15 protein-coding genes are annotated in these 21,560 nt (G+C 68.2%); 8 read left to right on the forward strand and 7 right to left on the reverse strand.

The window, feature by feature from the left end:
- Positions 1–97: 97 nt before the first annotated feature.
- The 3 genes from GTZ99_RS10020 (at position 98) to GTZ99_RS10030 (ending at position 5,762) form a co-directional block, all read left to right on the forward strand.
- Positions 98–835, forward strand: coding sequence for an arylesterase (locus GTZ99_RS10020; RefSeq protein WP_227711225.1), 738 nt, complete (start codon positions 98–100; stop codon positions 833–835).
- A 158-nt stretch (positions 836–993) separates the two neighbouring features.
- Positions 994–3,351: a sulfotransferase gene (locus GTZ99_RS10025; protein ID WP_227711226.1), complete on the forward strand. Its 2,358-nt coding sequence runs from the start codon at positions 994–996 to the stop codon at positions 3,349–3,351.
- Entirely contained in the window at positions 3,351–5,762 is a 2,412-nt protein-coding gene (locus GTZ99_RS10030) for a glycosyltransferase (RefSeq protein ID WP_161718364.1), read from the forward strand. Before GTZ99_RS10025 ends, GTZ99_RS10030 begins: the two co-directional genes overlap by 1 nt.
- Before the next feature lie 35 nt (positions 5,763–5,797).
- On the opposite strand, the gene GTZ99_RS10035 is transcribed toward GTZ99_RS10030, so the two are convergent.
- The 4 genes from GTZ99_RS10035 to GTZ99_RS10050 are packed head-to-tail and all read right to left on the reverse strand — an operon-like array spanning position 5,798 to position 9,693.
- On the reverse strand, positions 5,798–7,060 hold the full coding sequence (locus GTZ99_RS10035) for a glycosyltransferase family 61 protein (RefSeq protein WP_161718366.1): 1,263 nt from the start codon (positions 7,058–7,060) through the stop codon (positions 5,798–5,800).
- 32 nt (positions 7,061–7,092) lie between these two features.
- Entirely contained in the window at positions 7,093–7,809 is a 717-nt protein-coding gene (locus GTZ99_RS10040; protein WP_227711227.1) for an ABC transporter ATP-binding protein, read from the reverse strand.
- The gene (locus GTZ99_RS10045) at positions 7,806–8,627 is read right to left on the reverse strand and encodes an ABC transporter permease (RefSeq protein WP_161718368.1); all 822 of its coding nucleotides are present in this window, start codon (positions 8,625–8,627) and stop codon (positions 7,806–7,808) included. The genes GTZ99_RS10040 and GTZ99_RS10045 overlap by 4 nt, the downstream gene beginning before the upstream one ends.
- Positions 8,620–9,693 (reverse strand): hypothetical protein, encoded by a 1,074-nt coding sequence (locus tag GTZ99_RS10050; RefSeq protein WP_227711254.1) that lies wholly within the window; start codon positions 9,691–9,693, stop codon positions 8,620–8,622. The genes GTZ99_RS10045 and GTZ99_RS10050 overlap by 8 nt, the downstream gene beginning before the upstream one ends.
- 311 nt (positions 9,694–10,004) lie before the next feature.
- On the opposite strand from GTZ99_RS10050, the gene GTZ99_RS10055 reads away from it, so the two are divergent.
- Positions 10,005–11,243: a polysaccharide biosynthesis/export family protein gene (locus GTZ99_RS10055; protein WP_227711228.1), complete on the forward strand. Its 1,239-nt coding sequence runs from the start codon at positions 10,005–10,007 to the stop codon at positions 11,241–11,243.
- Positions 11,244–11,256: 13 nt separating this feature from the next.
- Here the strand turns inward: GTZ99_RS10055 and GTZ99_RS10060 are convergent, their stop codons facing one another.
- From GTZ99_RS10060 to GTZ99_RS10070, 3 genes are read right to left on the reverse strand one after another with little or no spacing between them, the layout of a single operon-like run.
- Positions 11,257–13,041: a glycosyltransferase family 2 protein gene (locus tag GTZ99_RS10060; RefSeq protein ID WP_161718370.1), complete on the reverse strand. Its 1,785-nt coding sequence runs from the start codon at positions 13,039–13,041 to the stop codon at positions 11,257–11,259.
- A gap of 2 nt (positions 13,042–13,043) precedes the next feature.
- Positions 13,044–14,108 carry a hypothetical protein gene (locus tag GTZ99_RS10065; protein WP_161718372.1) on the reverse strand — a complete coding sequence of 355 codons (1,065 nt, stop codon included), beginning with the start codon at positions 14,106–14,108 and terminating at the stop codon, positions 13,044–13,046.
- Positions 14,105–16,354 (reverse strand): capsular polysaccharide export protein, LipB/KpsS family, encoded by a 2,250-nt coding sequence (locus tag GTZ99_RS10070; RefSeq protein WP_320076666.1) that lies wholly within the window; start codon positions 16,352–16,354, stop codon positions 14,105–14,107. Before GTZ99_RS10070 ends, GTZ99_RS10065 begins: the two co-directional genes overlap by 4 nt.
- An 898-nt stretch (positions 16,355–17,252) precedes the next feature.
- On the opposite strand from GTZ99_RS10070, the gene GTZ99_RS10075 reads away from it, so the two are divergent.
- The 4 genes from GTZ99_RS10075 (at position 17,253) to GTZ99_RS10090 (ending at position 21,489) form a co-directional block, all read left to right on the forward strand.
- Positions 17,253–18,302, forward strand: coding sequence for a mannose-1-phosphate guanylyltransferase (locus tag GTZ99_RS10075; RefSeq protein WP_161718376.1), 1,050 nt, complete (start codon positions 17,253–17,255; stop codon positions 18,300–18,302).
- A 6-nt stretch (positions 18,303–18,308) separates the two neighbouring features.
- The gene (locus tag GTZ99_RS10080; RefSeq protein WP_161718378.1) at positions 18,309–19,181 is read left to right on the forward strand and encodes a class I mannose-6-phosphate isomerase; all 873 of its coding nucleotides are present in this window, start codon (positions 18,309–18,311) and stop codon (positions 19,179–19,181) included.
- A 266-nt stretch (positions 19,182–19,447) separates the two neighbouring features.
- Positions 19,448–20,428 carry a KpsF/GutQ family sugar-phosphate isomerase gene (locus GTZ99_RS10085; RefSeq protein WP_201742449.1) on the forward strand — a complete coding sequence of 327 codons (981 nt, stop codon included), beginning with the start codon at positions 19,448–19,450 and terminating at the stop codon, positions 20,426–20,428.
- Between the two features lie 14 nt (positions 20,429–20,442).
- Entirely contained in the window at positions 20,443–21,489 is a 1,047-nt protein-coding gene (locus GTZ99_RS10090) for a cytidylyltransferase domain-containing protein (RefSeq protein ID WP_161718382.1), read from the forward strand.
- The last annotated feature ends 71 nt before the right edge of the window (positions 21,490–21,560 follow it).

Here is a 21,560-nt window from a genome sequence, read left to right on the forward strand (position 1 = left end):
GCAGCGCGCCCCGCCGCCGCAAGGGCGGCCAAGGGGCAGCGACATTTTGTGACAGGTCGCGCCGGACATCCGGCGTGGCGCAACAGGATAGGCAGGCATGTTCGGGCAACGGTTGACGCGCGGCGGGATGGTGATGGTGGCATCGGCGCTGTTGCTGGCGGGATGTGGCAAACAGGCGTCCGCGCCCGAACAGGGTGGCGGCATGGGTGGTGGGGCCCCGCAGGCGGCGGTCAGTGACGCGCCTTTGCCGCCCGAAGTGCCCGCGCCCCAAGGGCCCGAACGCCGCATTCTGGCGCTGGGTGACAGTCTGTTTGCCGGATATGGGCTGCGGCCCCAGCAATCCTATCCGGCGCGGATGCAGGCGGCGCTGCGGCTGGCGGGGGTGAATGCCACGGTGATCAACGCGGGCGTGTCCGGCGACACGACCGAGGATGGCCGCGCCCGGCTGGACTTTGCGCTGAAGGGCGCGGGGCGCGTCGATCTGGTGCTGATGTCGCTGGGCGGCAATGACATGTTGCGCGGATTGCCGCCGGAAAAGACCGACGAAAATGTGACTGCCATGCTGGCCGCGTTCAAGGCGCGCGGGATTCCGGTGGTGGTGATGGGAATGTTGGCCGCGCCCAATATGGGGCCGGACTATGCGGGCAAATTCAATCCTGTGTTTGCCCGTGCGGCGCGGCGCCATGGGGCGGTGCTGGTGCCGTTTTTCCTGCAACCGATCTATGACAAACCCGCGCTGCAACTGCCCGATCACATCCACCCCACCGCGCAGGGGGTCGAGGCGATGGTGGCGGCCACTTTGCCACAGGTGCGCGCGGCGCTGCCCAAGGGGTGAGTTTGATCAGAATCTGGGGGCTTGTACGTAAAACACCTCCACAGCGGTGGCGTCGGCCGGGATAGGCCGCCAAACGGAGGCATCGGGGGCTGGGGCCGGGCGGGCGGCGGGATTAGTGTCTGGCCGGGCCGTGCCGATGGGCGGCGCGGACGGCAGGAATGGCCGGGGATGTGGGGCCGCCAATCGGCGGGCCGCGCGCGGGGCCGATGCCGTGGCATTGGGTGATCCGCCGTATGACCGCACATGACCGCTTGATTGTAGAGGGGAATGCCGAAGGCGCCGTGGCGCGCACGGCGCTGATGGTGCTGGGCATGCACCGGTCGGGCACCAGCGCGCTGACGCGGGCGCTGGGGCTGATGGGGGCGGCGATGCCCGCCCAGATGATGCCCGCCCGTCCGGGGAATGAGGCCGGCCATTGGGAGAGCGAGGCGGTCTGTGACCTGAACGAGGCGATATTGGCCTCTGCGGGCAGCCATTGGGCCGATTGGACGGCGCTGAACCCGGCATGGTATGATCAGCCCGATTATGCTGCGTGGGTGGCGCGCGGGGTGGATGTGATCGCCCAAGAATTTGGTGATGCGCCGCTGTTCGCGGTAAAGGACCCGCGCAATTGCCGATTGGCGCGCTATTGGCTGGACGTGCTGGCCAGTGCGGGGGCGGTGGCGCGCTGCATCCTGCCTATGCGCAACCCGTTGGAGGTGGCCGCCTCGCTGGAGCGGCGCGACGGGATCGAGGAGCGGGTGGGCCTGTTGCTGTGGCTGCGCCATGTGCTGGACGCCGAGGGGGCGACGCGCGGGCAGGCACGGGCGTTTGTCGATTACGCCGATCTGTTGGCGCAAGGAGAGGCGGCGGTGCGGCGCATCGGCGATGGTCTGGGCGTGGCGTGGCCTCGGTTGGCCACGGCCGAGCCGGGCCTGTTCGCCCATATGGGTGAGGTGCCCGATGCCGGGGTGAGCGCGCAGATGGCCGCTTGGCTGGACCCGGGGTTGCGCCATCACGCGCGCGATGCGGGGGCGGTGCTGCATGATGCGGGGCTGTCGGCGTGGGTGCGCGATGTTTACGCGGTGATGCTGCGCTGGTGCCGCGAGGGGGAGGACGCGCGCGACTATGCCGTGCTGGACGCGGTGGCGGCGGCGTTGAACGCGGCGGCGCCGGTGTTTGTGCCGCTGTTGCGCGGGGCCGATGCGCGGGTGAGCCAGATCGCCGCGCGGCTCTCGACCGCAGAGGTGCAGGTGGCGCACAGCAACGCCCTGTTTGCCGAGGCGGTGGCCGCGCGCGATACGCTGGCCGGGCAATTGGCCGAACTGGGCTTGCGGCATGCGCAGGCAGAGGACGCGCGCGCGCTGGCGGTGCGAGATGTGCAGGCGGCGCGGGCCGAGGCGCAGGGGCTGAGCGCGCAAGGCGCGGCGGCCGAGGCGCGGCTGGCCGAGGCAGAGGCCGAGGTGGCCGATCTGCGCCACGCGCGTGAGGATCTGGAAAGCCATCTGCGCCAGCGTCAGGCCGAGGTGCGCGCCGCCTGGGCCGAGGTGGCCAGCATGCAGGCAGAGGTGGAGCAATGGCGCGACACCGCCGCGCAGGCGCAGGCGCGCAGCGATGGTTTGCGCGGGGAATTGGCCCGGTCCGAGGCATGGGTGTTCCGCCTGTCGGCCGAGCGGGCCGAGGCCGAGGCGGCGCTGCGCCGGCAGGATTGGCAGATGCGCGCGTTGCAGGCGCAAACCGGCGCGACTTTGGCCGAGGCGCGGCGTGAGGTGGCGGCGATGACCGCGCAATATGCCGCCAGCGCACAGGGTTTGCAGTTGGCCGAGGCGCGGGTGGAGCAACTGGCCAGCGATCTGGCCGAGGCGCAGATGATCGCCGATGGCGTGCGCGAAAGGCTGGTGCGGGTGGAGACGGATCTGGCCCATGCGCGGCACCATGGTTCCGCGCTGGAGTTGGAACTGGCCGCGACGCAGGAACAGGCCGCCTGCGAGGCCGAGGTGTGGAGTGACCGGCTGAACGCCGCCACCCGCGCGCAGGCGCAGGTAACGCAGGACTTGGCGCGGGCGCAGGCATTGGCCGCGCAGATCGACGCGGCGCGCATCGCCGCCGATGGCGCCCGGGCCGAGGCGGAGCAGGCCTTGGCGCAGGTGGAGGATCAGCGCGACCATGCGTGGCAGGCGCAGGAGGCCGCCGAGCAGGCCCGCGCCCAGAGCCAGAGCCAGTTGGAGGAACGCTTTGGCGAGATCGCCACGCTGACCGGCCTGTTGCAGCGGCAGGCTCAGGCGGCGGAAAACGCGTTGAATCAGGCCGATCTGCTACGTGCTTTACAGGCAGAGGTGTTGAAGAGCTCCGGATGGTGGGGCTGGCTGCCCGCGCGCTGGCAAAGCCGGGTGCGCTATCGCCGTTTGCGCGACAAGGGGCTGTTTGATGCGGCGGCCTATTTGCAGGCCTATCCCGATGTGGCGGCCAGCGGGATGGACCCGTTGCGCCATTTTGTCCTGCATGGGTTGAACGAAGGGCGGAGCGCGAGCGTTTGATGGGCAAGGCAGATGGCGCAGGCGTGATGCCGCGCGCGCAGGCGCAGGATGTGGCGCGGTTGCGCGACAGCGGGCTGTTTGACGCGGCGTGGTATGCCGCCCGATACCCCGATGTGGCGGCCAGCGGGATGGACCCGTTGGAGCATTACGTCTGGTTGGGCTGGCGGTTGCAGCGCGCGCCGGGGCCGGGGGCGGGGGTAAGCGCGCCCGATCTGGTGGCCGAACGCGCGGGGCTGATCGGGGCGAATGATGCCGGGGCGGATGGCGCAGGGGTGCCGCAGGGCGATTGGCCGCCGCCGCCGCTGGGCGATTTCTGGCTGCCGCAGGTGCTGCGCGATGTGATCATCTCTGGGTATGGAGAGGGGGTCGCGCCGCTCTATTGGTATTTGTGTTCGGTCATGGCGCGCTGGGTGGATGAACCGGATGGGTTCGCCGGGTCGGGCGATGCGGCGCGGCTGGTGGCGCGGTTGCAGGCATTGGCGGCGCGCGGCGATGCGCCGCCGGATGTCAGCGTGATCGTGCCGGTGTATAATCATGTGCTGGACACGATGCTGTGTCTGGTCAGCGTGCTGGAACATGCGGGGAATCGCGCGGTTGAGGTGATCGTGGCCGATGACGGATCGAGCGATGCGACCGCGCGGCTGGTGGGCGCGATTGGCGGCTGTGTGCGGCATGTGCGGCAGGCGGAAAATCTGGGTTTTCTGGGCAATTGCAATGCGGCGGCGGGGTCTGCGCGGGGGGCGCATATCGTGTTGTTGAACAATGACACGCTGGTGCTGCCCGGCTGGCTGGAGGCTTTGCTGGCGCCGTTTGACGCGGATTGGCGCGGCATTCCGGTGGGGCTGGTGGGGGCCAAATTGCTGAACTGGGACGGCAGTTTGCAGGAGGCTGGCGGGATCTATTGGAACGATGGCTCGGCGTGGAATTATGGCCGGGGGCAGGACGCCCGTGCGCCGCAGTTCAACTATGTGAAAGAGGCCGATTATTGCAGCGGTGCAGCCATCGCCATCCCGAACGCGCTGTGGCACGCGCTGGAGGGTTTTGACCGCCATTTCCTGCCCGCCTATTGTGAGGATGCCGATCTGGCTTTCCGTGTGCGGGCGGCGGGCTATGCCACGCTGTACCAGCCCGCGGCAGAGGTGATCCACCACGAAGGGCGCAGCCATGGCCGCGACACGGGGCAGGGGATCAAGGCGCATCAAATCACCAATCAGGCAAAATTGCGTGACCGCTGGGCCGATGATCTGGCGCGGGAACATTATCCCAATGCGGTGAATGTCTGGCGCGCGCGGGACCGTACTGGTGCGCGGCCGCATGTGCTGGTGGTGGACCATTACGTGCCGCAATGGGATCGTGACGCCGGTTCGCGCAGCACGTTTGATTGCATTCAGACGCTGATCCAGATGGGCGTGCAGGTGACGTTCTGGCCCGACAATCTGCACGCCGATCCCGCCTATTGCCCACGGCTTCAGGCGATGGGGGTGGAGGTGATGTATGGCCCGGCGCTGGCGGGGGGCTTTGCCCGGTTCATGGCTGAAAGGGCGGATTTGTATGACGCGGTGCTGTTGAACCGGCCGCATATTGCGGGGGCCTATTATGACGCGATCCGGGGGGAAAGCGGGGCGCGGGTGGCCTATTACGGCCATGATCTGCACCATCTGCGGATGCAGCGCCATCTGGACACCACTGGAGAGGGCAGCGCTCAGGCCATCGCCCGCATGCGCCGGATTGAGCGCGATGTGTGCCTGCGCGCCGATTGCGTGTTGTTCCCTGACCCCAATGAGGTGGCCGCTGTGGCGCGCGATTTGGGCGGGGGGCGCGATTATCTGACTTTGCCGGTGGTGTGCCACGATGGCACGGCGGGGGCGGCGCGGTTGGCGGGCGATGGGTGCGATCGGGGGGCAGAGTTGCTGTTTGTCGGCGGCTTTGCCCATCCGCCCAACCGTGATGGGCTCTTGTGGTTTGTCACCCATGTCATGCCGCTGCTGCGGGGGCGGGTGCCGGGGGTGCGGCTGACGGTGGTGGGGTCGAATGCGCCCGCCGATGTGCTGGCGCTGGACGGTGGCGATATCCGCGTGCTGGGTCAGGTGTCGGATGACGCGCTGGCGGCGGCCTATGACGCGGCGGCGGTGGCGGTGGCGCCTTTGCGTTTTGGCGCGGGGGTCAAGGGTAAGGTGGTGGAGGCGATGGCGCGCGGCGTGCCGGTCGTCACCACCAGCATCGGCGCGCAGGGCATTGCGCAGGCGGATCAGGCGCTGTTCGTGGCCGACGCGGCAGAGGGCTTTGCCGATGGCGTGGCGGCGGCGCTGCGCGATGGCGCGGCGCGGGCGCAGGCGGCGTTGAACGTGGTGCGGCGCGATTTTTCCCGTGACGCGATGGCGGCGGTGCTGGCCCGCGCTTTGGGTATCTGAGCAAAAGGGGCGGCGCGGTGCCGCCCCTGCTGGCGTTACAGCAAATGCCCGGCGCAACGGGCGAAATCCAGCACATCCACCCGGCAATCATCCACCTGGGCGCGGCTGCCCGGCGTCACGTCATGCGCGACATAGGTGGCATAAGCATTGCCCTGCGCGGCGCTGAGCACATAGAACGCGGGCGTGCCATAGGTGTGTGGGAAAATCTCGACCAACTGGCACCGCCGCGCCGCCAGCGCCATCAGCGCCAGCCCCGCGCCATGCAGCGCGACCACATGGCTGGCGCGGGCGATGGTGGCGATCTGCTCCACCAATGGCATTTCGCCCAACACCACCCGGCGATAGCCCAACCCCGCCAGATAGGCGGCCAATTCGGCGTCATTGACAATCCGCCGCCCCGGCGCGTCGGCCCGGCTGACATAGATCTTGTCCGCGGGGGCCGGCATGAAACCGCCCGTCGCCGTTGCCAGCACGCGCAGGCCCAGCCGCGCCTGCAACCAGTCCAGCGCCCAAGGCGCGCCCTTGAACGCGGGGTGGGGCAGATCGGCCAGATCGCTGGTGGCGATCAGCATCCGCGCGCGGATCGCGGCAAACGGCTCGACCACATGCACCCGGTCGGCGGCAATACCGATCAGTTCCAGCGTTTCGCGCTGATAGCGGGTGGGCGATTGGTGCAACAGCACATGCACCTGTGCCAAACCGCCGCCCAGCGCCGCCAGTCGCGGCAGTGCATCAATCAGCCAGTGGCAAAAATTCAGCGGATAGATATCATCGGCCAGCACGATCGCCGTGCCGTCAATATGGTGCGCCTGCGCCGCCAGTTCGGCCACATCCATGTCATACCACGGCGCCAGCCCGGCATAGCGCGACGAGACATCGGTCAGCAGCCTTTGCCCGCTGCTGTCCAGCACCAGCGGCGCATAGGCCATGTTCAGATAGACCCCGCCCGGCACTTCGGCCATGCGCAGCGCGGGGGAATGGGCGTTGGCCACCCCCGCCGCCGGAAAGCATTCGGGCCGCCCGTTCAGAAACACCGGATCGGCCATGCGGCGCGCATAAGGCGGCGCGATCAGCCGGTCGGCCACCCCCGCGCCCGCCGCGCTGACCCGCACCGGCGCGCCCGCGTGGTCCCATGGCGGCGGGCCGAAACCGGCGATGATGTCGGCCACATTGCGCGCCCAAGGGTTCACCTCCACCCCATGATGGGCGGCGATGTCGCGCACGGCGTCCACCTTGCTGACACTGGTGGGGATCGGGGCCGCCAGTGTGGCGGCAGGGCTCAACAATTCCACGGGCATATATGCTCCTGTCTATGGAAAAGGATGTGGTGTCAGGTGGTTATCGGTGCGGCCATATGGGCGTGGTGGGCGTCCTGCGCCTCGGCCACACAGGCGTATTCAGTCAGCGTGCCATCGCGCAGCACCGCCGCGCGGTCGCAATGGTCGCGCACATACCCGGCGTCATGCGACACGATCAGGAACGCCCGATCCGCCCGCCGGACAAACAATTCCTCATGGCAACGCGCCTGAAACCGGGCGTCGCCCACGGCAAACACCTCGTCCAGCAGGTACACGTCAAATTCGATCATCATCGACACCGCAAAGGCCAAGCGCGCCCGCATGCCGGAGGAATAGCTCTTCACCGGCTCGTCCAGATACCGCCCCAGTGCCGAGAAATCGGCGATGAAATCCTGCGCCGTGGCAAAGTCCTGCCCATGTACGCGGCAGATGAAGCGGGCATTGTCCCAGCCGGTCAAACTGCCCTGAAACGCACCGGAAAAAGCCAGCGGCCACGACACCCGCAGCCCCAGATGGACGTAGCCGCGGTTGGGCCGCTCAATCCCGCCGGCGATGCGGATCAGCGTGGATTTGCCCGCGCCATTGCCGCCCAGAATGGCGATCTTTTCCCCCCGCCGCAGCTCCAGATTGACCCCGCGCAGCACGGGATTGGCGCCCCGTTTCGTCGGATAGCTTTTCCACACATCGCGCAGGCACAGTGTCGAGAGCCCCAATTGCGGTATCGCGGGCGCGCCAAACAGGCCCATCATTCGGGCACCGCGCTGCGCGACAGGCGGCGCTCATTGGCCAGCCCCATCAGGCTCAGCCCCAGATTGCACGCCACCAGATAGGCCGTGTCGTAATGCGGCACGATCTGGCTGCCAAACCATGCGGCGCGGATCATCTCGGTACAATGGACCATCGGGATCCAGCCCAGCACCGCCTGAAAATCGGCCGGCAGCGCGTCCATCAGAAACGCCGCCCCCGACAGCGGGAACAACAGATAGGCTGCCGGATGCCACAGCTTTTCCACCCACTCCGACCCTTCGGCCAGACTGCCCAGCATCAGCGCCAGCGCCGCGCCAAACCATGCCGTCAGCGCCCATGCCCAGGCCAGCAACAGAAAATCCTCTGGCGGATCAATCCATTCCCCCGCGATCAGCACCAACCCCAACAGGGTGAAGGACATGGTGGCCCCGGCCGCCTCCAGCGCCACGCGCGACAGAAAAATGTCGGCCACACGCACATGGCGGTGATACAGCAGCGGCAGATTGGCCCCCACCGCGCCCACACAGCGCCCCGGCATGTTGCGCCACAGCAGGATGGTGGAATAGCCCGTCAGCGCAAAGGCCATGATCGGCAATTGCGACCCATGCGTCATCCCCGTGGCATGCCACAAGGCCGTGACGCCCAGCGTGAACAGCATGGGTTCGACAAACAGCCACAGGAAACCGATGTTGTGCCGCCCATAGCGCGTCAGCGTTTCGCGCAGCATCAGCGCCCAGATCACCCGCCGCTGCACCGCGATGGCGCGGCGCAAGGCGGCCCGGTTCAACGCGGGCGTGGTGGCCAGTAACGCCTCAATCATGATGTTCGCGCAGCCCGGCCAACAGCATCGTGGCAATGCCATGCAGCACCAGCCCCGCGATCAGCACCGTCAGAATGCCGCGCAACCGGCGCGGTTCCTCGGCCCGGTCGGGGCGGTTGGGCTCGACAATGCGCTCGATATAGACCTGCTTGCGGCGCGCCTCGCTGCGGGCCTCCTCCAGACTGGCAAAGGCGGCGGTCAATTGCTTGTCGGCGATCTGGCTGGCCAACAGCAATTGGCTGTACCGTTCCGCCCGGCCGGCCAGCGACCGCTGCCCCCCCGCCATCGCCGCCCCCTGCGCGCCGATCTGTACCTGCAATTCGGCCGCGCGCGCCTGTAATGCGCCAATCTGCGGGTTTTCGGGGGCCACCCGCGCCATCTCGCGCAAGGTTGCCTTGGTGGCGATCAGCTCGTCCTGCAACTTGCCCACCATCTGCATCTGCACCGTCGCCTGACGGTCGGGGTCAACCACCCCGGTCTGGTTGCGATAGGCCGCCAATGCGCGCCCCGCCGCCTCGGCGCGCTGGCGGGCGTCCTGCACCTCCCCCTCGGCCTGACGCATCAGATCGTCGCGCGCCCGCGCGTTCAGCCGGTTGACCGTCGATTCCGCCAGCCCCAACAGCCGCGCGTTGAATGCCTGTGCCACATCAGGCGCATAGGCCCGCACCGTCAGCACGCTGATCGTTGTGCCGGGGGCATAGGCCACCTGCACCTTGCGCCGGAAATAGCGGTACAGTCCCTCAAAACCCGGATCCAGGTTCAGCACGTTGAACCGGTCCACCCATGCCACATCGCGCGCGGTATAGGCCGCCGCGAACGCGCCCCGCACCGGGTCCCCGCCGCCGTTCAGCGCCATCAGCCCATCGCGTGAGAGCACCACCGATTGCGCGGCCCCAGCCTCATCCCCGGCACTGGCCACGCCCCCCTTCAGCAACAGGCCCAGCGCGGTGGGGGCCTGCCGTTCGGGCATGCGCAGGACAAAGCGCGATTCGGACACATACACATCCCCCGCCAGCGCCCCGTAATAGACCGTCGCCAGTGCCACCGGCGCGGCCACCGTCAGCATCACCAGGCGCGGCCGCCATCCGTCAAAAGGCCGGGAAAATCGTGTGGAGGAAGATGCAGACATGATCGCCATTCAGCCCATGCAAAAGGTCACAACCGGCGCGGCGGATGGCACAGTGTCATCGCGCGCCCATGACCTTTGGTATGCGGGCGGGGCGGGGCGCGCCGCAATCACAGGGGCATCCTCTTTGGCCCCAAGTGCCGGGATTTTCGTGGTGATGCAGCGGTTTCGGATCAATCAGGCGCCACTCGCGTCTGGAATGCGCGGATCGGTGATTGCGGGCGGGGGCGGGCTGCGGGCATCGTCAGGGCATGATGAAACAGACAAAGGGTGGCCGCGCAGGCGGGCGGATATGGGCTGGTGTGGCGCTGTTGCCGCTGGCGCTGGCGGGCTGTGCGCAAATGGGCGCGGGCGGGCCGCGTACCGGGGCGGTGACGGCCGCCGATGGCCGGGCGATCACGCTGAATGACGGGGCGCAGGCCGGGGTCAACATCCGCGTTGTGCCGGTCGACGCGGCGGTGGTGCGGGCCAGTTCGGCGCAGGTCGCGGCGCAGGGGCTGGGCCGGGTGCTGGGCGATGGCGTGGTGGCCGGATCGGTGATCGGGCGCGGCGATGTGGTGGATATTTCCGTGTGGGAGGCGCCGCCCGCCGTGCTGTTTGGCAGCGGCGGCGAATGGCGCGCGGCGGCCTATGGCACGGGGACGCTGGCGGGCGGGGCGGGGGGATTGGCCACCGCCACGCGGGCGTCCTTGCCAGAGCAGATGGTGGACGCGGGCGGCATGATCACCGTGCCCTTTGTCGGGCCGGTGGTGGCGGCGGGCCGCACACCGCAACAGATCGCGGCCGACATCACCCGCCGTTTGGGTGGAAAGGCGCATGACCCACAGGTGATGCTGCGCGTGGTGCGCAACGCGACGGCCAATGTGACCGTGGTGGGTGAGGTCGCCAGCAGCGCCCGCATCGGCCTGACCGCGCGGGGCGAACGCTTGCTGGATGTGCTGGCGGCGGCCGGCGGCGTGCGGCAACCGGTGGGCAAGGTGACGGTGCAGGTCAGCCGCGCGGGCCGGGTGGCCGCCATGCCGTTGGAGGCGGTGATCCGCGATCCCGCCCAAAACATCCGCATGCAGGCGGACGATGTGGTGACCGCCCTGTATCAGCCCTACAGCTTTACCGCGCTGGGCGCGACCGGCACCAATGCCGAGGTGGCGTTTGAAGGCACCGGCCTGACATTGGCACAGGCGCTGGGGCGGATCGGGGGCTTGCGCGATGACCGCGCCAACCCGCGCGGTTTGTTCATTTTCCGCATCGAACGCGATCCCGCGCTGTTGGCGGCGATAGGTGTCGCGGACGGCGCGCCGGGCGGGGTACCGGTGATCTATCGTCTGGATATGAGCGATCCTGCCAGCCTGTTCTGGGCACAGGGTTTTGCCGTGCAGCACCGCGACGTGATCTATGTGTCCAACGCGCCCGCCGCCGATTTGCAGAAATTCGTGGGGCTGGTCAGTCAGGTGGCGGTGACGGGCCTGACCATCGGCAGCGTCGCGCCCTGATCGCCGCGGCGCTCTACGGTAGTTTCAGGCGATAGCGTTCGCTCATCCGGTCCAACTGTGGATGGTGCAGCGGATCGACATGGTCCACCGTGCCCCAGCGCCGTTGCAGCACCGCCAGTTCGGCGCGATAGCGCGCGATGTGCTGTGGGCTGGTGTCGCGCCCGCGTGACTTGGACTCATGGTGGATCAGTTCCGCCGCTGGCTCATAGATATTGGTCCAGCCCGCCGCGCGCAGTTTCAGGCACAGGTCAACATCGTTGAACGCCACGGCCAGATGCTCGGCGTCAAAGCCGCCCACCGCCGCAAACTTGTGCCGCGCCACCACCAGACAGGCCGCCGTGACCGCGCTGACGCTGTGCTGCGCGTGGGAGCGGGCGAAATAGCCGGGGTCATCCCCCCGCTCAAACCGGTGGGCATGGCCCGCCGCATCGCCCAGCCCGATGGTGACGCCCGCATGCTGCACGCTGCCATCCTCATACAACAGCCGCGCGCCGACCGCGCCCACATGCGGCCGCACCGCCTGCCGCATCAGCGCCGTCAGCCAGCCCGGCTCCAGCACCTCGATATCGTTGTTCAGCATGCACAGATATTCGCCCCGCGCCTGCGCCGCCGCACCATTGTTCAGCGCGGCAAAATTGAACGGACCGTCATCGCGCAGCACCCGCACACGCGGATCGGCGGTGATGCGGTCCAGCCAGTCCAGCGTATCGGCCTGAACGCTGCCATTGTCGATGATCAACACCTCGATCGCGGGATAGTCAGTATGGTGCAACACCCCCGTTATGCACAGGCGCAACAGGTCCAGCCCGTCGCGCGTGGGGATCAGGATGCTGACCAAAGGGGGCGGATCGGGCAGAGGCCATTCCACCCCCACCGTGCCATGCGGCCCGATGCGCGCCACGCCGCCCGCGTTCATCACATGCCGGGCCACGGCGGCGGCGCGGGCGGGGGCGTCTTGTGCCGACACGCCGCGCCGCGCCTGCGCGGAGGGCAGATGCGCCAGCACGCGCGGCACATGCAGCACCTGCGCCCCCTTGCCGCCGGTGATCGCCAGCAACAGCGCATAGACCGCCGCATCCGCCCGCGCCGGGTGCAACGGCAGATGGGCGCGCACCGCATCGGCGCGGATCAGGCAGATGCCCGACAGGTAATCCTGCGCCAGAAACAGATCGGGGTTCCATTGTGGCTTGAACCAATAGGCCTGCCGCTTGGCCCCTTCTGCGCATTCGTCCTGATCGGCATAGGCGACGCAGGCGCCGGAGTTGTCCCGCATTGCGGCGGCCAGATGGAACAGCGCGTCGCTGGTCAGTTGCGCCTCTTCGGCCAGGGGCAGAATATGGTCGCCGCTGGCCGCCTGCATGGCGATGGCGATGGCGCGCGCAGGGCTGTTGGTATGTTCGGCCGTCAACACGATGCGCGGCGCATGGGCCAGACGCGGCGTCTGTATCCCGCGCGCGCAGACCAGCACCAGTTCCCAATGCGGATAGCTTTGCACCGCCAGCGCCGCCAGCATGCGCGTGATCGCCGCCGCCCGCAGCCTGTCGCGCAGATGGACAATCACCGAGATGCGCGGCGGCTGGTCCCATTGCGCCACCTGCGCGGCGATCTGCGCGGCGTTCATGCGGGGCGGCTCGGCCTCTTCCTGCCACAGGCGATAGGCGTGGGCGCTGTCGGCGATGCCCAGCCGCAGCCGGTTGCGCGCCCTTTGCCGCCGCCCGGTGGCGAACCAATACATCGCCTCAACCGCGCGCGAAGGGTGCGCCATCGCGGTGTACCACAGGCGGCGCCACAGGCTCATCCCTATGCCCAGCCCGGCCGGGTGCAGACCGGCGCCAGTGATCCGCCCAGCACATCGGTCCACAGCGCGCGTTGCGCGTCGGCGGCGGCGGCATCGTTCAGCCGCCGCGCCGCCGCCGCCGCCATCGCCGCCAGATCGCCGCGCCGCGCCTGCGCCTGGTCCAGCGTGTCGGCCCAATCGGCGGGCGCATCAGGGGCTGCCCATGCCGCGCCCTCGGCCGCCATCGCCGCGCCCGGCGCCCACCCCGCCGGATAGACGCCAACCGCCCCGCACACCCCATGCTCTCCCAGTTTTGCCGCCGAGCGCGCCCCGTCCAGCCCCCCCGCCAGCAGCGGATACAGCGCCAGATGAAACCGTTGCCGCCCGATCCAGCGGCGATATTCGCTCCACGTCATCGGTTCGATCCGGCGGGCCAGCGGATGATGCTCCAGCGCGGGCGACACGGGCGCTGCGGCCATATAGGTAAAGCGGACCGGCGCGATCTGTCCCGCCGCCGCGCGGTCCAGCAGGCGCAGCACGGCAGGCGCCACCCGCGCCAGCGCCGCCCCATGGCTGGCCGAACCCAGATGGGCGATCTGCAACGTGCCCCCCGCCGCCAATGGCGCGTAATGGGCGGTGTCGGCAGGCGTGCCGCCCCACACCGGATCGATCCGCCGCAGCCATGGCCCCGCACCGCCCAGCCGATCGGCCAGCGGATCGGACGCGGCCAGTACCACATCGGCCCGCGCCAACAGCGGCCCCAGCCAATCGCGGGCAAAATCCCCCAGCCGCCGGGCATAGTCGCGCGGCAGGTGTGGATCGGCGGCCCCGGCGGCAAAATCATCGTCCATCACATAGGCCACCCGCCCGTGCCAGCGCAGTGCCCGCCCCATGGCCAGCGGCGTGTCGCGCCGCACCAGCACCAGCCAGTCCCCCACGGCATAGCTGTTGGCCGAAAGCGCATGGGCGCGGCCGTTGCGCTGTCGGCTGCGCAACATGCTCAGGCTCAGCCCGTCCAGCCCCAGCCATACCCCGCAGGCGTTGCGGAAATACAGGTCGGTCGAAGGCAGGCGCTCCATCCCGGTCACTCAGCCGGGACGGCAACGCGGCGGCGCGGCGCGGCGGGGGCCAGCAAGCGGCGGCGGGCGGCGGCGATGCGCTCGATCGCGGCCTCGGCCGTCAGGGGGGCGCCGCTGACCGGATCGACATAGGCGCTGGCCGCGATCAGCGCGCCATGCACCACATCCACCAGTCGCCGCCCCCCGGTGGCCGCGCGGGCGGGGGTGGGGGGCATGTCATCCTCTGACAAACCCCACCCGGCGTAAAACGGCATGCCAAAACAGCGCAGCGGGCGTTTCCACACCAATGCCTCGAACCCCAATTGCGAACTGACGGTATAGACCGTGCGCGCATGGCGCAGCAGCCGCACCGGGTGGCACGGCGTGCCGATCACCCGGATGCGCGGGCTGCGCAGCGGCCCTTGCGGCAAATAGCCGCCACGCCCGCGCGTCAGCACATCGGGGTGGGTTTTGACCAGCACGGTCGCCTCGGGGTTTTCGTCCAGCGCCGCCTCGATCATGCGGCGAAAGGCGGCCTCTCCGGCCAGCGCCCCGGCGACCGACCGGTCCCCCGCCACCTGATCGACCACCAGCACATAGGGATCGGGCAAAAAGCCATCGTAATCAGGGGCGTGGTTGTATTTGGATACCCCGCCTTCACGCCATAGCCGCGCCAGACCGGCGGCGCGGGCGGCCTGATCGGCGCTGGCCCCGGCCAATATCGCCGCCTCCACCGCGCTGGGCCCAGAGGCATCGTAATAGCAGCCCAGCGGATCGACAATCAGCGAGAGCGCCGCATCGTCCCGCCCGATCGAGCGCAGCAGCCCATCCTCGAGCAGCAGGCAGGGGCGCCCCTGTATCCGCGCGATGCGTTGCGCCCGCGCGCCCGATGGCTTGCGCCCCCAGCCGATCACCGCATCGCGCACCGGCGCGACAAAGGCGGGCAGATGTGCGATACCCTCGATCGCGGGATTGGCCGCCGTCAGCCGCAATGGGGCCGCGCGCGCCGGCGCCGGGGGGATGGCGGGCGCGGTTTGTGGCAGATGCGCGGGATCCTGCAACAGGCGCTGTGCGGCATTGGCCACCAGTGTCGCTACCGCGCTGTCACTGGCCAGCCCGCCGCGCACCAGGCTGCGGTGGTGCAGCACGCGGCAAAACGCGGCCCACAGCGCGGCATCGGGCGGGGTGGGGGCCTGCCAGAAACTGTCCAGACCATTCTGATGCGTCAATCCCGGCAGGGCATAGACCGCGCTGCCCAGCGCCGCCACCGGCACCCCGGCGGCAAAGGCAAAGGTGGCCGAGGTGGAATTGACCACCACCATGCCGCTGGCCCCTTCGGCCCAATGGCGCAGATCGCCGCCGTCCAGATGCACCACGCGCCCGCCGATCCCCAGCGCCCGCGCCCGCCGCGCCAGCAATGGTCCCCACCCGGCCCAGCGCGGGTCCAGCGGATGCGCCTTGGCCACCAACAGCGTGTCAGGCGCGGCATGCGCGGCAAAGCTGGCCAGCACATAATCGACCGCCTGCTCCATCGCGGCAAAGGGCGAATGGGCGCGGATCTGATAGTCCGATGACAATTGCAGCGGGAACAGGAAATAGCGTCCGCCACCCGCGACATGGGCCGCCACCTGCGCCTGCGCCGCGCTGGCCTGCGCGGCGGCGCGGGGGCCGCGGGCCCATTTCAACAGCCAGCCCACCGCCTCTGCCGCCAACAGGCCCGGCCGGTGGGTGCGGTAAAACGGAAACAGCGGCGCCATCGCCACCAGCGCGGCGTAATGACCCAGACTGTCGGCAATGCGGCGGCGCATGGTGGCCTGTACCGGCGGCAGAGCAGGTCCCGGCGCGATCGGCGGCAGCATGGCGGCGGCCGCGCGGATCTGGTCGGCATTGCGCGGCAGCGGCGAATGGCCGTTCACGCCATCAGGCTCCAGCGTCAGCCAGTCGGGGCGGATATACCCCTCTTCGAACACATGGACGGCAACGCCGCGCAGCCCCGCGATACGGTGCGCCGCGCGGTGCAGCGGGCGGCAATCGCCAAAAAGCACCAGATCGGTGATGCCGTGGTGGCAAATGAACCCATCGATATGCAATGGCCAGTCCCGCGCCCGGCCGCGCCATGCCGAAGGAATGCCATTGGCCCGCCCGTCCTGCGTCCAGCCGCGCGGCCAGTCGTGCACATCGCCCCCGTTCAGGTTGATTCGCCACACGCGGTGCCCCGCCGCGCCCAGCGCCCGCCCCAATTGGTGAAAGAACGGCCCCGGCGGCCCCTGTAGCACCAGAAAATGCCGCAGGCGCGGGTGTTGACCCCGGGACGCCGATGCGGAGAACACGTGTGGGGGCGACGCAGCGATGATTTTCACCAGATCCTCAGACAACAAAAGGCGACCCGCACGCTTGTCAAAGCGCGGCGGCAACAGGCAGTGTTTTGCGCGTGGATGTTTTGCAAAAAGGGGAGGGATGTTTCGACAGCCCTTGCAAACCCGCGTTCAATAAAGGGAATTTGGACTTTGCAAGGCATGCCGCGCAAGGCCTGAAACATCCGCTTTTGTAGGCAGATATATTCGTTTTGGGGCTGTGTGCCCCCGCCCCGGGTGTGGGCCTGGTGGGTAACCAATACGGGATCCTACCGGGCGGCGGGCGGGAATCGCGTGGGCGCGTTCTTGCGGTTTTTGCGGCGCGGCGGGTGATCCAAAACGGTACCGGCCCAAATGGCGGGCACCCCTGTCGGCGCGTGCTACCACCTGGCTGACACCGCCTGTTCACAGCCGCCGGTGTTTGGCCGCCGATGCCTTTGCCCTGCCGCGGGCATCGCGCCGCAAGCGCGATGAGCAGTTGCGGAAAATCGCGCGGCAGCAGTGGTTTATCACGGATTGGGCAAGGCAGATGGCCGGGCGTGTGGGGCGGCCGGGCGACATGCGTTCATGCCAAAGGGACGCCGTTACGGCAGGCTCAGGGCTTTGTCGCATCGCCGCAAGCATGGACGAGACAAGCGGACTTGTTACGTATTATGCCATAAAACTACGCTTGCGGTTTGTCTGAAACTCTGCTGCAACGCAACGCGAATAACGCTCGCGCATTCTGCCGGTTTGGGCTCACCTGTGGAACCGAATTGGCTATGGCATAACCGCTGATCATGTTGCCTTGGCTGGCAATGGGCAACGACATGGGGAATATATGGCAAAGATTACTCCGGTGGTTTTGTGTGGCGGCTCGGGTACGCGACTGTGGCCCCGCAGCCGGGCGGTCAAGCCCAAGCCGTTCTTGCCGCTGGTGGGTGATCAGACGCTGTTTGAACTGACGTTGAGCCGCGCGGGCGATACGGCGCATTTCACCGGTCCGGTCATTGTTACCGGCGTTGCCCATCTGGAACATGTCGAGGCGCAGCTGGCTGGCGTGGCTGGCGCGCAGATCATGGTGGAGCCGGCCGCGCGCAACACCGCCGCCGCGATCGCGCTGGCCGCGCTGCGCCTGCCCGAGGATGCGGTGATGCTGGTGTGTCCCAGTGATCACCATATCGGTGATCCCGCCGCGTTTCAGGCCGCCGCCCTGACCGCCGCCGCTCTGGCCGAGCAGGGCTGGCTGGTCGCTTTTGGCATTGGCGCTACCGGGCCGGAAACCGGATTTGGTTATATCAAGCAGGGCGAGGCCATTGCCGAAGGCGCTTTCCGCGTCGAACGTTTTGTCGAAAAGCCTGATCTGGACACCGCCAAGCGCTTTCTGGCCGAGGGTGGATATGCCTGGAATGGCGGGATTTTCGCGTTGCGGGCGGGGGATTTCCTGCGCGAACTGGGCACGCATCGCCCCGACATTCTGGCCGCGGTACAGGCCGCGGTGGACGCCGGGCAGGCCGATGGGCACCGCTTCCAGCCTGATGCGGCGCTGTTTGCCGCCGTTCCCAGTGATTCCATCGACTATGCCGTGATGGAAAAGACCGACCGGGCCGCCGTGGTGCCGGCCGTGATGGCGTGGTCGGACATCGGCAATTGGGCTGCCCTGCACGAGGCGCGCGATCAGGATGCGCAGGGCAACAGCATCGCCGCGCCCGAGGCCGCGCGGGTGGAACTGGTGGATTGCCAGAATGTTTGCGTCGAAACCGATGGGCCCAATGTCTCGATCATCGGGCTGAAGGACGTGATTGTCGTGGTGGATGGCAATGATATTATGGTCACCACGGCCGATGGTGTGCAAAAGGTAGGCAAGCTGTTTGGCGCGGCCAATCAGTAACAGCAAATGGTGACGGTTGTGGCCGAAGCGTTGAATTTGCCAATCCGGTTGGTGGACAAGGTGTGGGGCTGTGATTGCCTGCCCGCGCCTTTTGTCACGCCGGTGGACGCCGATGGCGCGCCACGCCGGGTTGGTGAAATCTGGTTCGAGCCGCCCGCGCTTTTGCCCGATTTGCTGATCAAATACATCTTTACCAGCGAAAAGCTGTCGGTGCAGGTGCATCCCAGTGATGCGCAGACACTGGCGATGGGGATCGGCCGCCAGGGCAAGGAAGAGTGCTGGCTGGTGGTGGACGCGCAGCCCGGCGCGACGCTGGGCATCGGGTTTGACCGTTCGATCTCCACCGACGAGATGCGCGCGGCCGCGCTGGATGGCCGGATCGAGGACATGCTGGTGTGGCACAAGGTCGCGCCGGGTGACTTTTTCTATATTCCCGCCAACACGGTACACGCGATCGGCGCGGGCGTGTCAGTGATCGAGGTGCAGCAGACCTCGGACATCACCTATCGCCTGTATGATTATGGACGCCCGCGCGAATTGCATTTGGACGAAGGCTTGGCGGTGGCGTTGGGGCAGGCGTATGATCTGTCGCGCTGGCATCAGCGGCTGAATGAATCCGGAACGGTCGCTTTGGTCGATGGGCCGCATTTCCGGCTGGACCGTGTTGATGGGGTTCCAGATGCTGCATTGATGAACCGATATGGCACTGGTGCGGTTTCCGTTATTCCCCTTAAGGGGGATGTCGCGCTGAATGCTGCCGGGGAAGCGCGCGTGATCCATCCGGGCGAATGCGGTGTTGCATCGCATGTGGAGGCAATAGGCTTCGCGGAAGGCGGCCTGTGTCTGATAGCACAATCGCTGACCAAACACGCGATTTAACAGGTTTTTTCGGGACGCATCGCGGAATGTGCTGGCTGGTGGCTGTGGTCGCTGGCGGCGCGCCTCTGTGCCTGCGGTCCAACCTTTGGCCTGATCTGCCTCGGGCCTGATGCCTTGCGCTTGTGTGGTCCTGCGGCTGTGCGCGGGTGGCGGCGCGGGGTTGCGGCATAGCGTCGGCCACGCGGGCGGGCCAGCCTTGGCGCGCCACAGGATGGCATATGCGGCACGGCATTTGGCAACGGAAACCACTGATCTGTAACGCGGATTTGTCCCGGCTCGGCGATCTGGCCCAATGCGGCGCGCGGGTGATCGCGGCAGAGGCGCGGGCGCTGGATCATCTGGCGCGCGCCATGGGGCAATCGCCGTTGGCCGATGGCTTTGCCGCGGCGTGCCGGCTGGTGCTGGGCGCAAGGCGGGTGGTGGTGTGCGGCATGGGGAAATCGGGGCTGATCGGGCGCAAGCTTGCCGCCAGTCTGTGCGCGACGGGCAAACCGGCCTGTTTCCTCCACCCGGCAGAGGCGGCGCATGGTGATCTGGGCCTGTTGATGGCGGGCGATGTGGTGGTGATGCTGTCGAATTCGGGAGGGACGCGCGAATTGATGCCGGTGCTGGGCCATGCGCGGCGCATCGGGCTGCGGGTGATCGGCATCGTGGGGCAGGCGGGCAGTTGGCTGGCCGAACGCGCCGATGTCGCGCTGATCCTGCCCAAGGTGGCCGAGGCCGAGGGCGTGGCCGCCCCCACCACCAGCACCGCGATGCAGATGGCGATGGGCGATGGCTTGGCACTGGCGGTGATGGCGGCGGGTGGGGTGTCGGCCGACAGCGTGCGGGCGCTGCATCCGGGCGGCAGCATCGGGCTGGCGCTGACGCGGGTGGGTGATGTGATGCACCGGGGCGATGGCGTGCCGTTGATCGATCGGGGCGCGCCAATGGCGCAGGCGGTGGCGGCGATTTCGCGCCACCGCTTTGGCATTGTGGGCGTGGTGGACGGGGGGGGCGTGCTGGTCGGGGTGATCACCGATGGCGATTTGCGCCGCCATGTGGCGATGCTGGGCCATGGCCGGGCGGGCGATGTGATGACGCGCCGTCCGCGCTGTGTGGCGGCCGATACGTCGGCGGCGGACGCATTGCAGATGATGAACGATGCCAAGATCACGGCGATTTTTGTCGTGGAGCAGATGGGCGGGGCGGCGATGCCCTGCGGCATCATCCATATGCATGATTTGTTGCAGATCGGGCTGAACTGAACAGGGGGACGGGGATGGAAAACGGGCGGCATGGCGGACCGATGATGTGGCATCAGCCGTGGGAGGATGGGGGCGATGCGATGGTGCCTGCCGCGCGCGTACTGGTGCGTGGTGCCCCGCGTGAGGGGGGCACGGCGGAGGTTGCGGTATCGGCTTCGGCGTTGCGGGTGGCGGTGATCGTGCCGGCGCGCTTTGGCTCGAGCCGGTGTGTGGGTAAGCCTTTGGCGATGTTGCGTGGGGCGGGGGGCGTTGCGCGTCCGCTGATCGAGTGGAGCTGGCAGGCGGCGCGGGCGGCGGCCGAGGCGCTGGAGCGTCAGGGGGTGCCTTTGCCGACGGGCGGAACGGAAACGGCGGGCGCTTTGCTGCGGGCCGATCTGGACGGGGACGCGCGGGGGTTGAGCCAGCCTGATGCGGCTTTGCCGGTCCGGGCCGAGGTATGGGTGGCGACCGATGACGCGCGGATTGCCGATTGCGTCCGCCGTTTTGGCGGGCAGGTGGTGATGACCGCGCCCGATTGCCGCAACGGGACCGAGCGTTGCGCCGATGCCGTGGCGCGGTTGGGGCTGATGGCCGATGTGGTGGTGAATGTGCAGGGTGACGCGCCGTTGATGCCGCCCGATGCGGTGGCGCGGGCGGTGGCGGCGCTGGTGGGGCACAGCGGCGCGGCGATGGCCACGGCGGCGCTGCGCGGTGGAGCAGAGGGCGCGGCGACAGAGGGCGGGGGGGCAGAGGGCGCGGGGGTGACGATGGTGGTGGCCAATGCCGCCGGGCGGGCGCTGTATTTTTCCCGCGCGCAGGTGCCGTTTGGCGCGGGGGCGGGGGGCGGCTTGGTGCATCTGGGGGTCTATGCCTATGCGCCATGGGCCTTGGCCGACTATGTCCGCCGCCCGCCCAGCGCGCTGGAGCAGGCCGAGGGGTTGGAGCAGTTACGCTTTTTGGAAGGGGCCGCGCCGGTGATGGTGGCGCTATGCGATGCGCCCGGCTGGCCGGTGGTGGAACTGAACCATCCGCAAGACGCCGCGCGGATTGAATCCATTCTGGTACAACGCGGCGTCGACTAGGCGTGGGGGAATTGTATGATTTCTTCATGCCCGCAAATAGAGATAATCCTTCGGAATCGCCGGTTGAACGC

The organism is Novosphingobium ovatum (assembly GCF_009909235.1).
Classification (GTDB): domain Bacteria; phylum Pseudomonadota; class Alphaproteobacteria; order Sphingomonadales; family Sphingomonadaceae; genus Novosphingobium; species Novosphingobium ovatum.

Coding starts and splice junctions, on each gene's coding strand:
- GTZ99_RS10020 (WP_227711225.1), top strand. CDS start 98: ATGTTCGGGCAACGGTTGACGCGCGGCGGGATGGTGATGGTGGCATCG.
- GTZ99_RS10025 (WP_227711226.1), top strand. CDS start 994: ATGGCCGGGGATGTGGGGCCGCCAATCGGCGGGCCGCGCGCGGGGCCG.
- GTZ99_RS10030 (WP_161718364.1), top strand. CDS start 3,351: ATGGGCAAGGCAGATGGCGCAGGCGTGATGCCGCGCGCGCAGGCGCAG.
- GTZ99_RS10035 (WP_161718366.1), bottom strand. CDS start 7,060: ATGCCCGTGGAATTGTTGAGCCCTGCCGCCACACTGGCGGCCCCGATC.
- GTZ99_RS10040 (WP_227711227.1), bottom strand. CDS start 7,809: ATGATGGGCCTGTTTGGCGCGCCCGCGATACCGCAATTGGGGCTCTCG.
- GTZ99_RS10045 (WP_161718368.1), bottom strand. CDS start 8,627: ATGATTGAGGCGTTACTGGCCACCACGCCCGCGTTGAACCGGGCCGCC.
- GTZ99_RS10050 (WP_227711254.1), bottom strand. CDS start 9,693: ATGCTGACGGTGGCCGCGCCGGTGGCACTGGCGACGGTCTATTACGGG.
- GTZ99_RS10055 (WP_227711228.1), top strand. CDS start 10,005: ATGATGAAACAGACAAAGGGTGGCCGCGCAGGCGGGCGGATATGGGCT.
- GTZ99_RS10060 (WP_161718370.1), bottom strand. CDS start 13,041: ATGAGCCTGTGGCGCCGCCTGTGGTACACCGCGATGGCGCACCCTTCG.
- GTZ99_RS10075 (WP_161718376.1), top strand. CDS start 17,253: ATGGCAAAGATTACTCCGGTGGTTTTGTGTGGCGGCTCGGGTACGCGA.
- GTZ99_RS10080 (WP_161718378.1), top strand. CDS start 18,309: ATGGTGACGGTTGTGGCCGAAGCGTTGAATTTGCCAATCCGGTTGGTG.
- GTZ99_RS10090 (WP_161718382.1), top strand. CDS start 20,443: ATGGAAAACGGGCGGCATGGCGGACCGATGATGTGGCATCAGCCGTGG.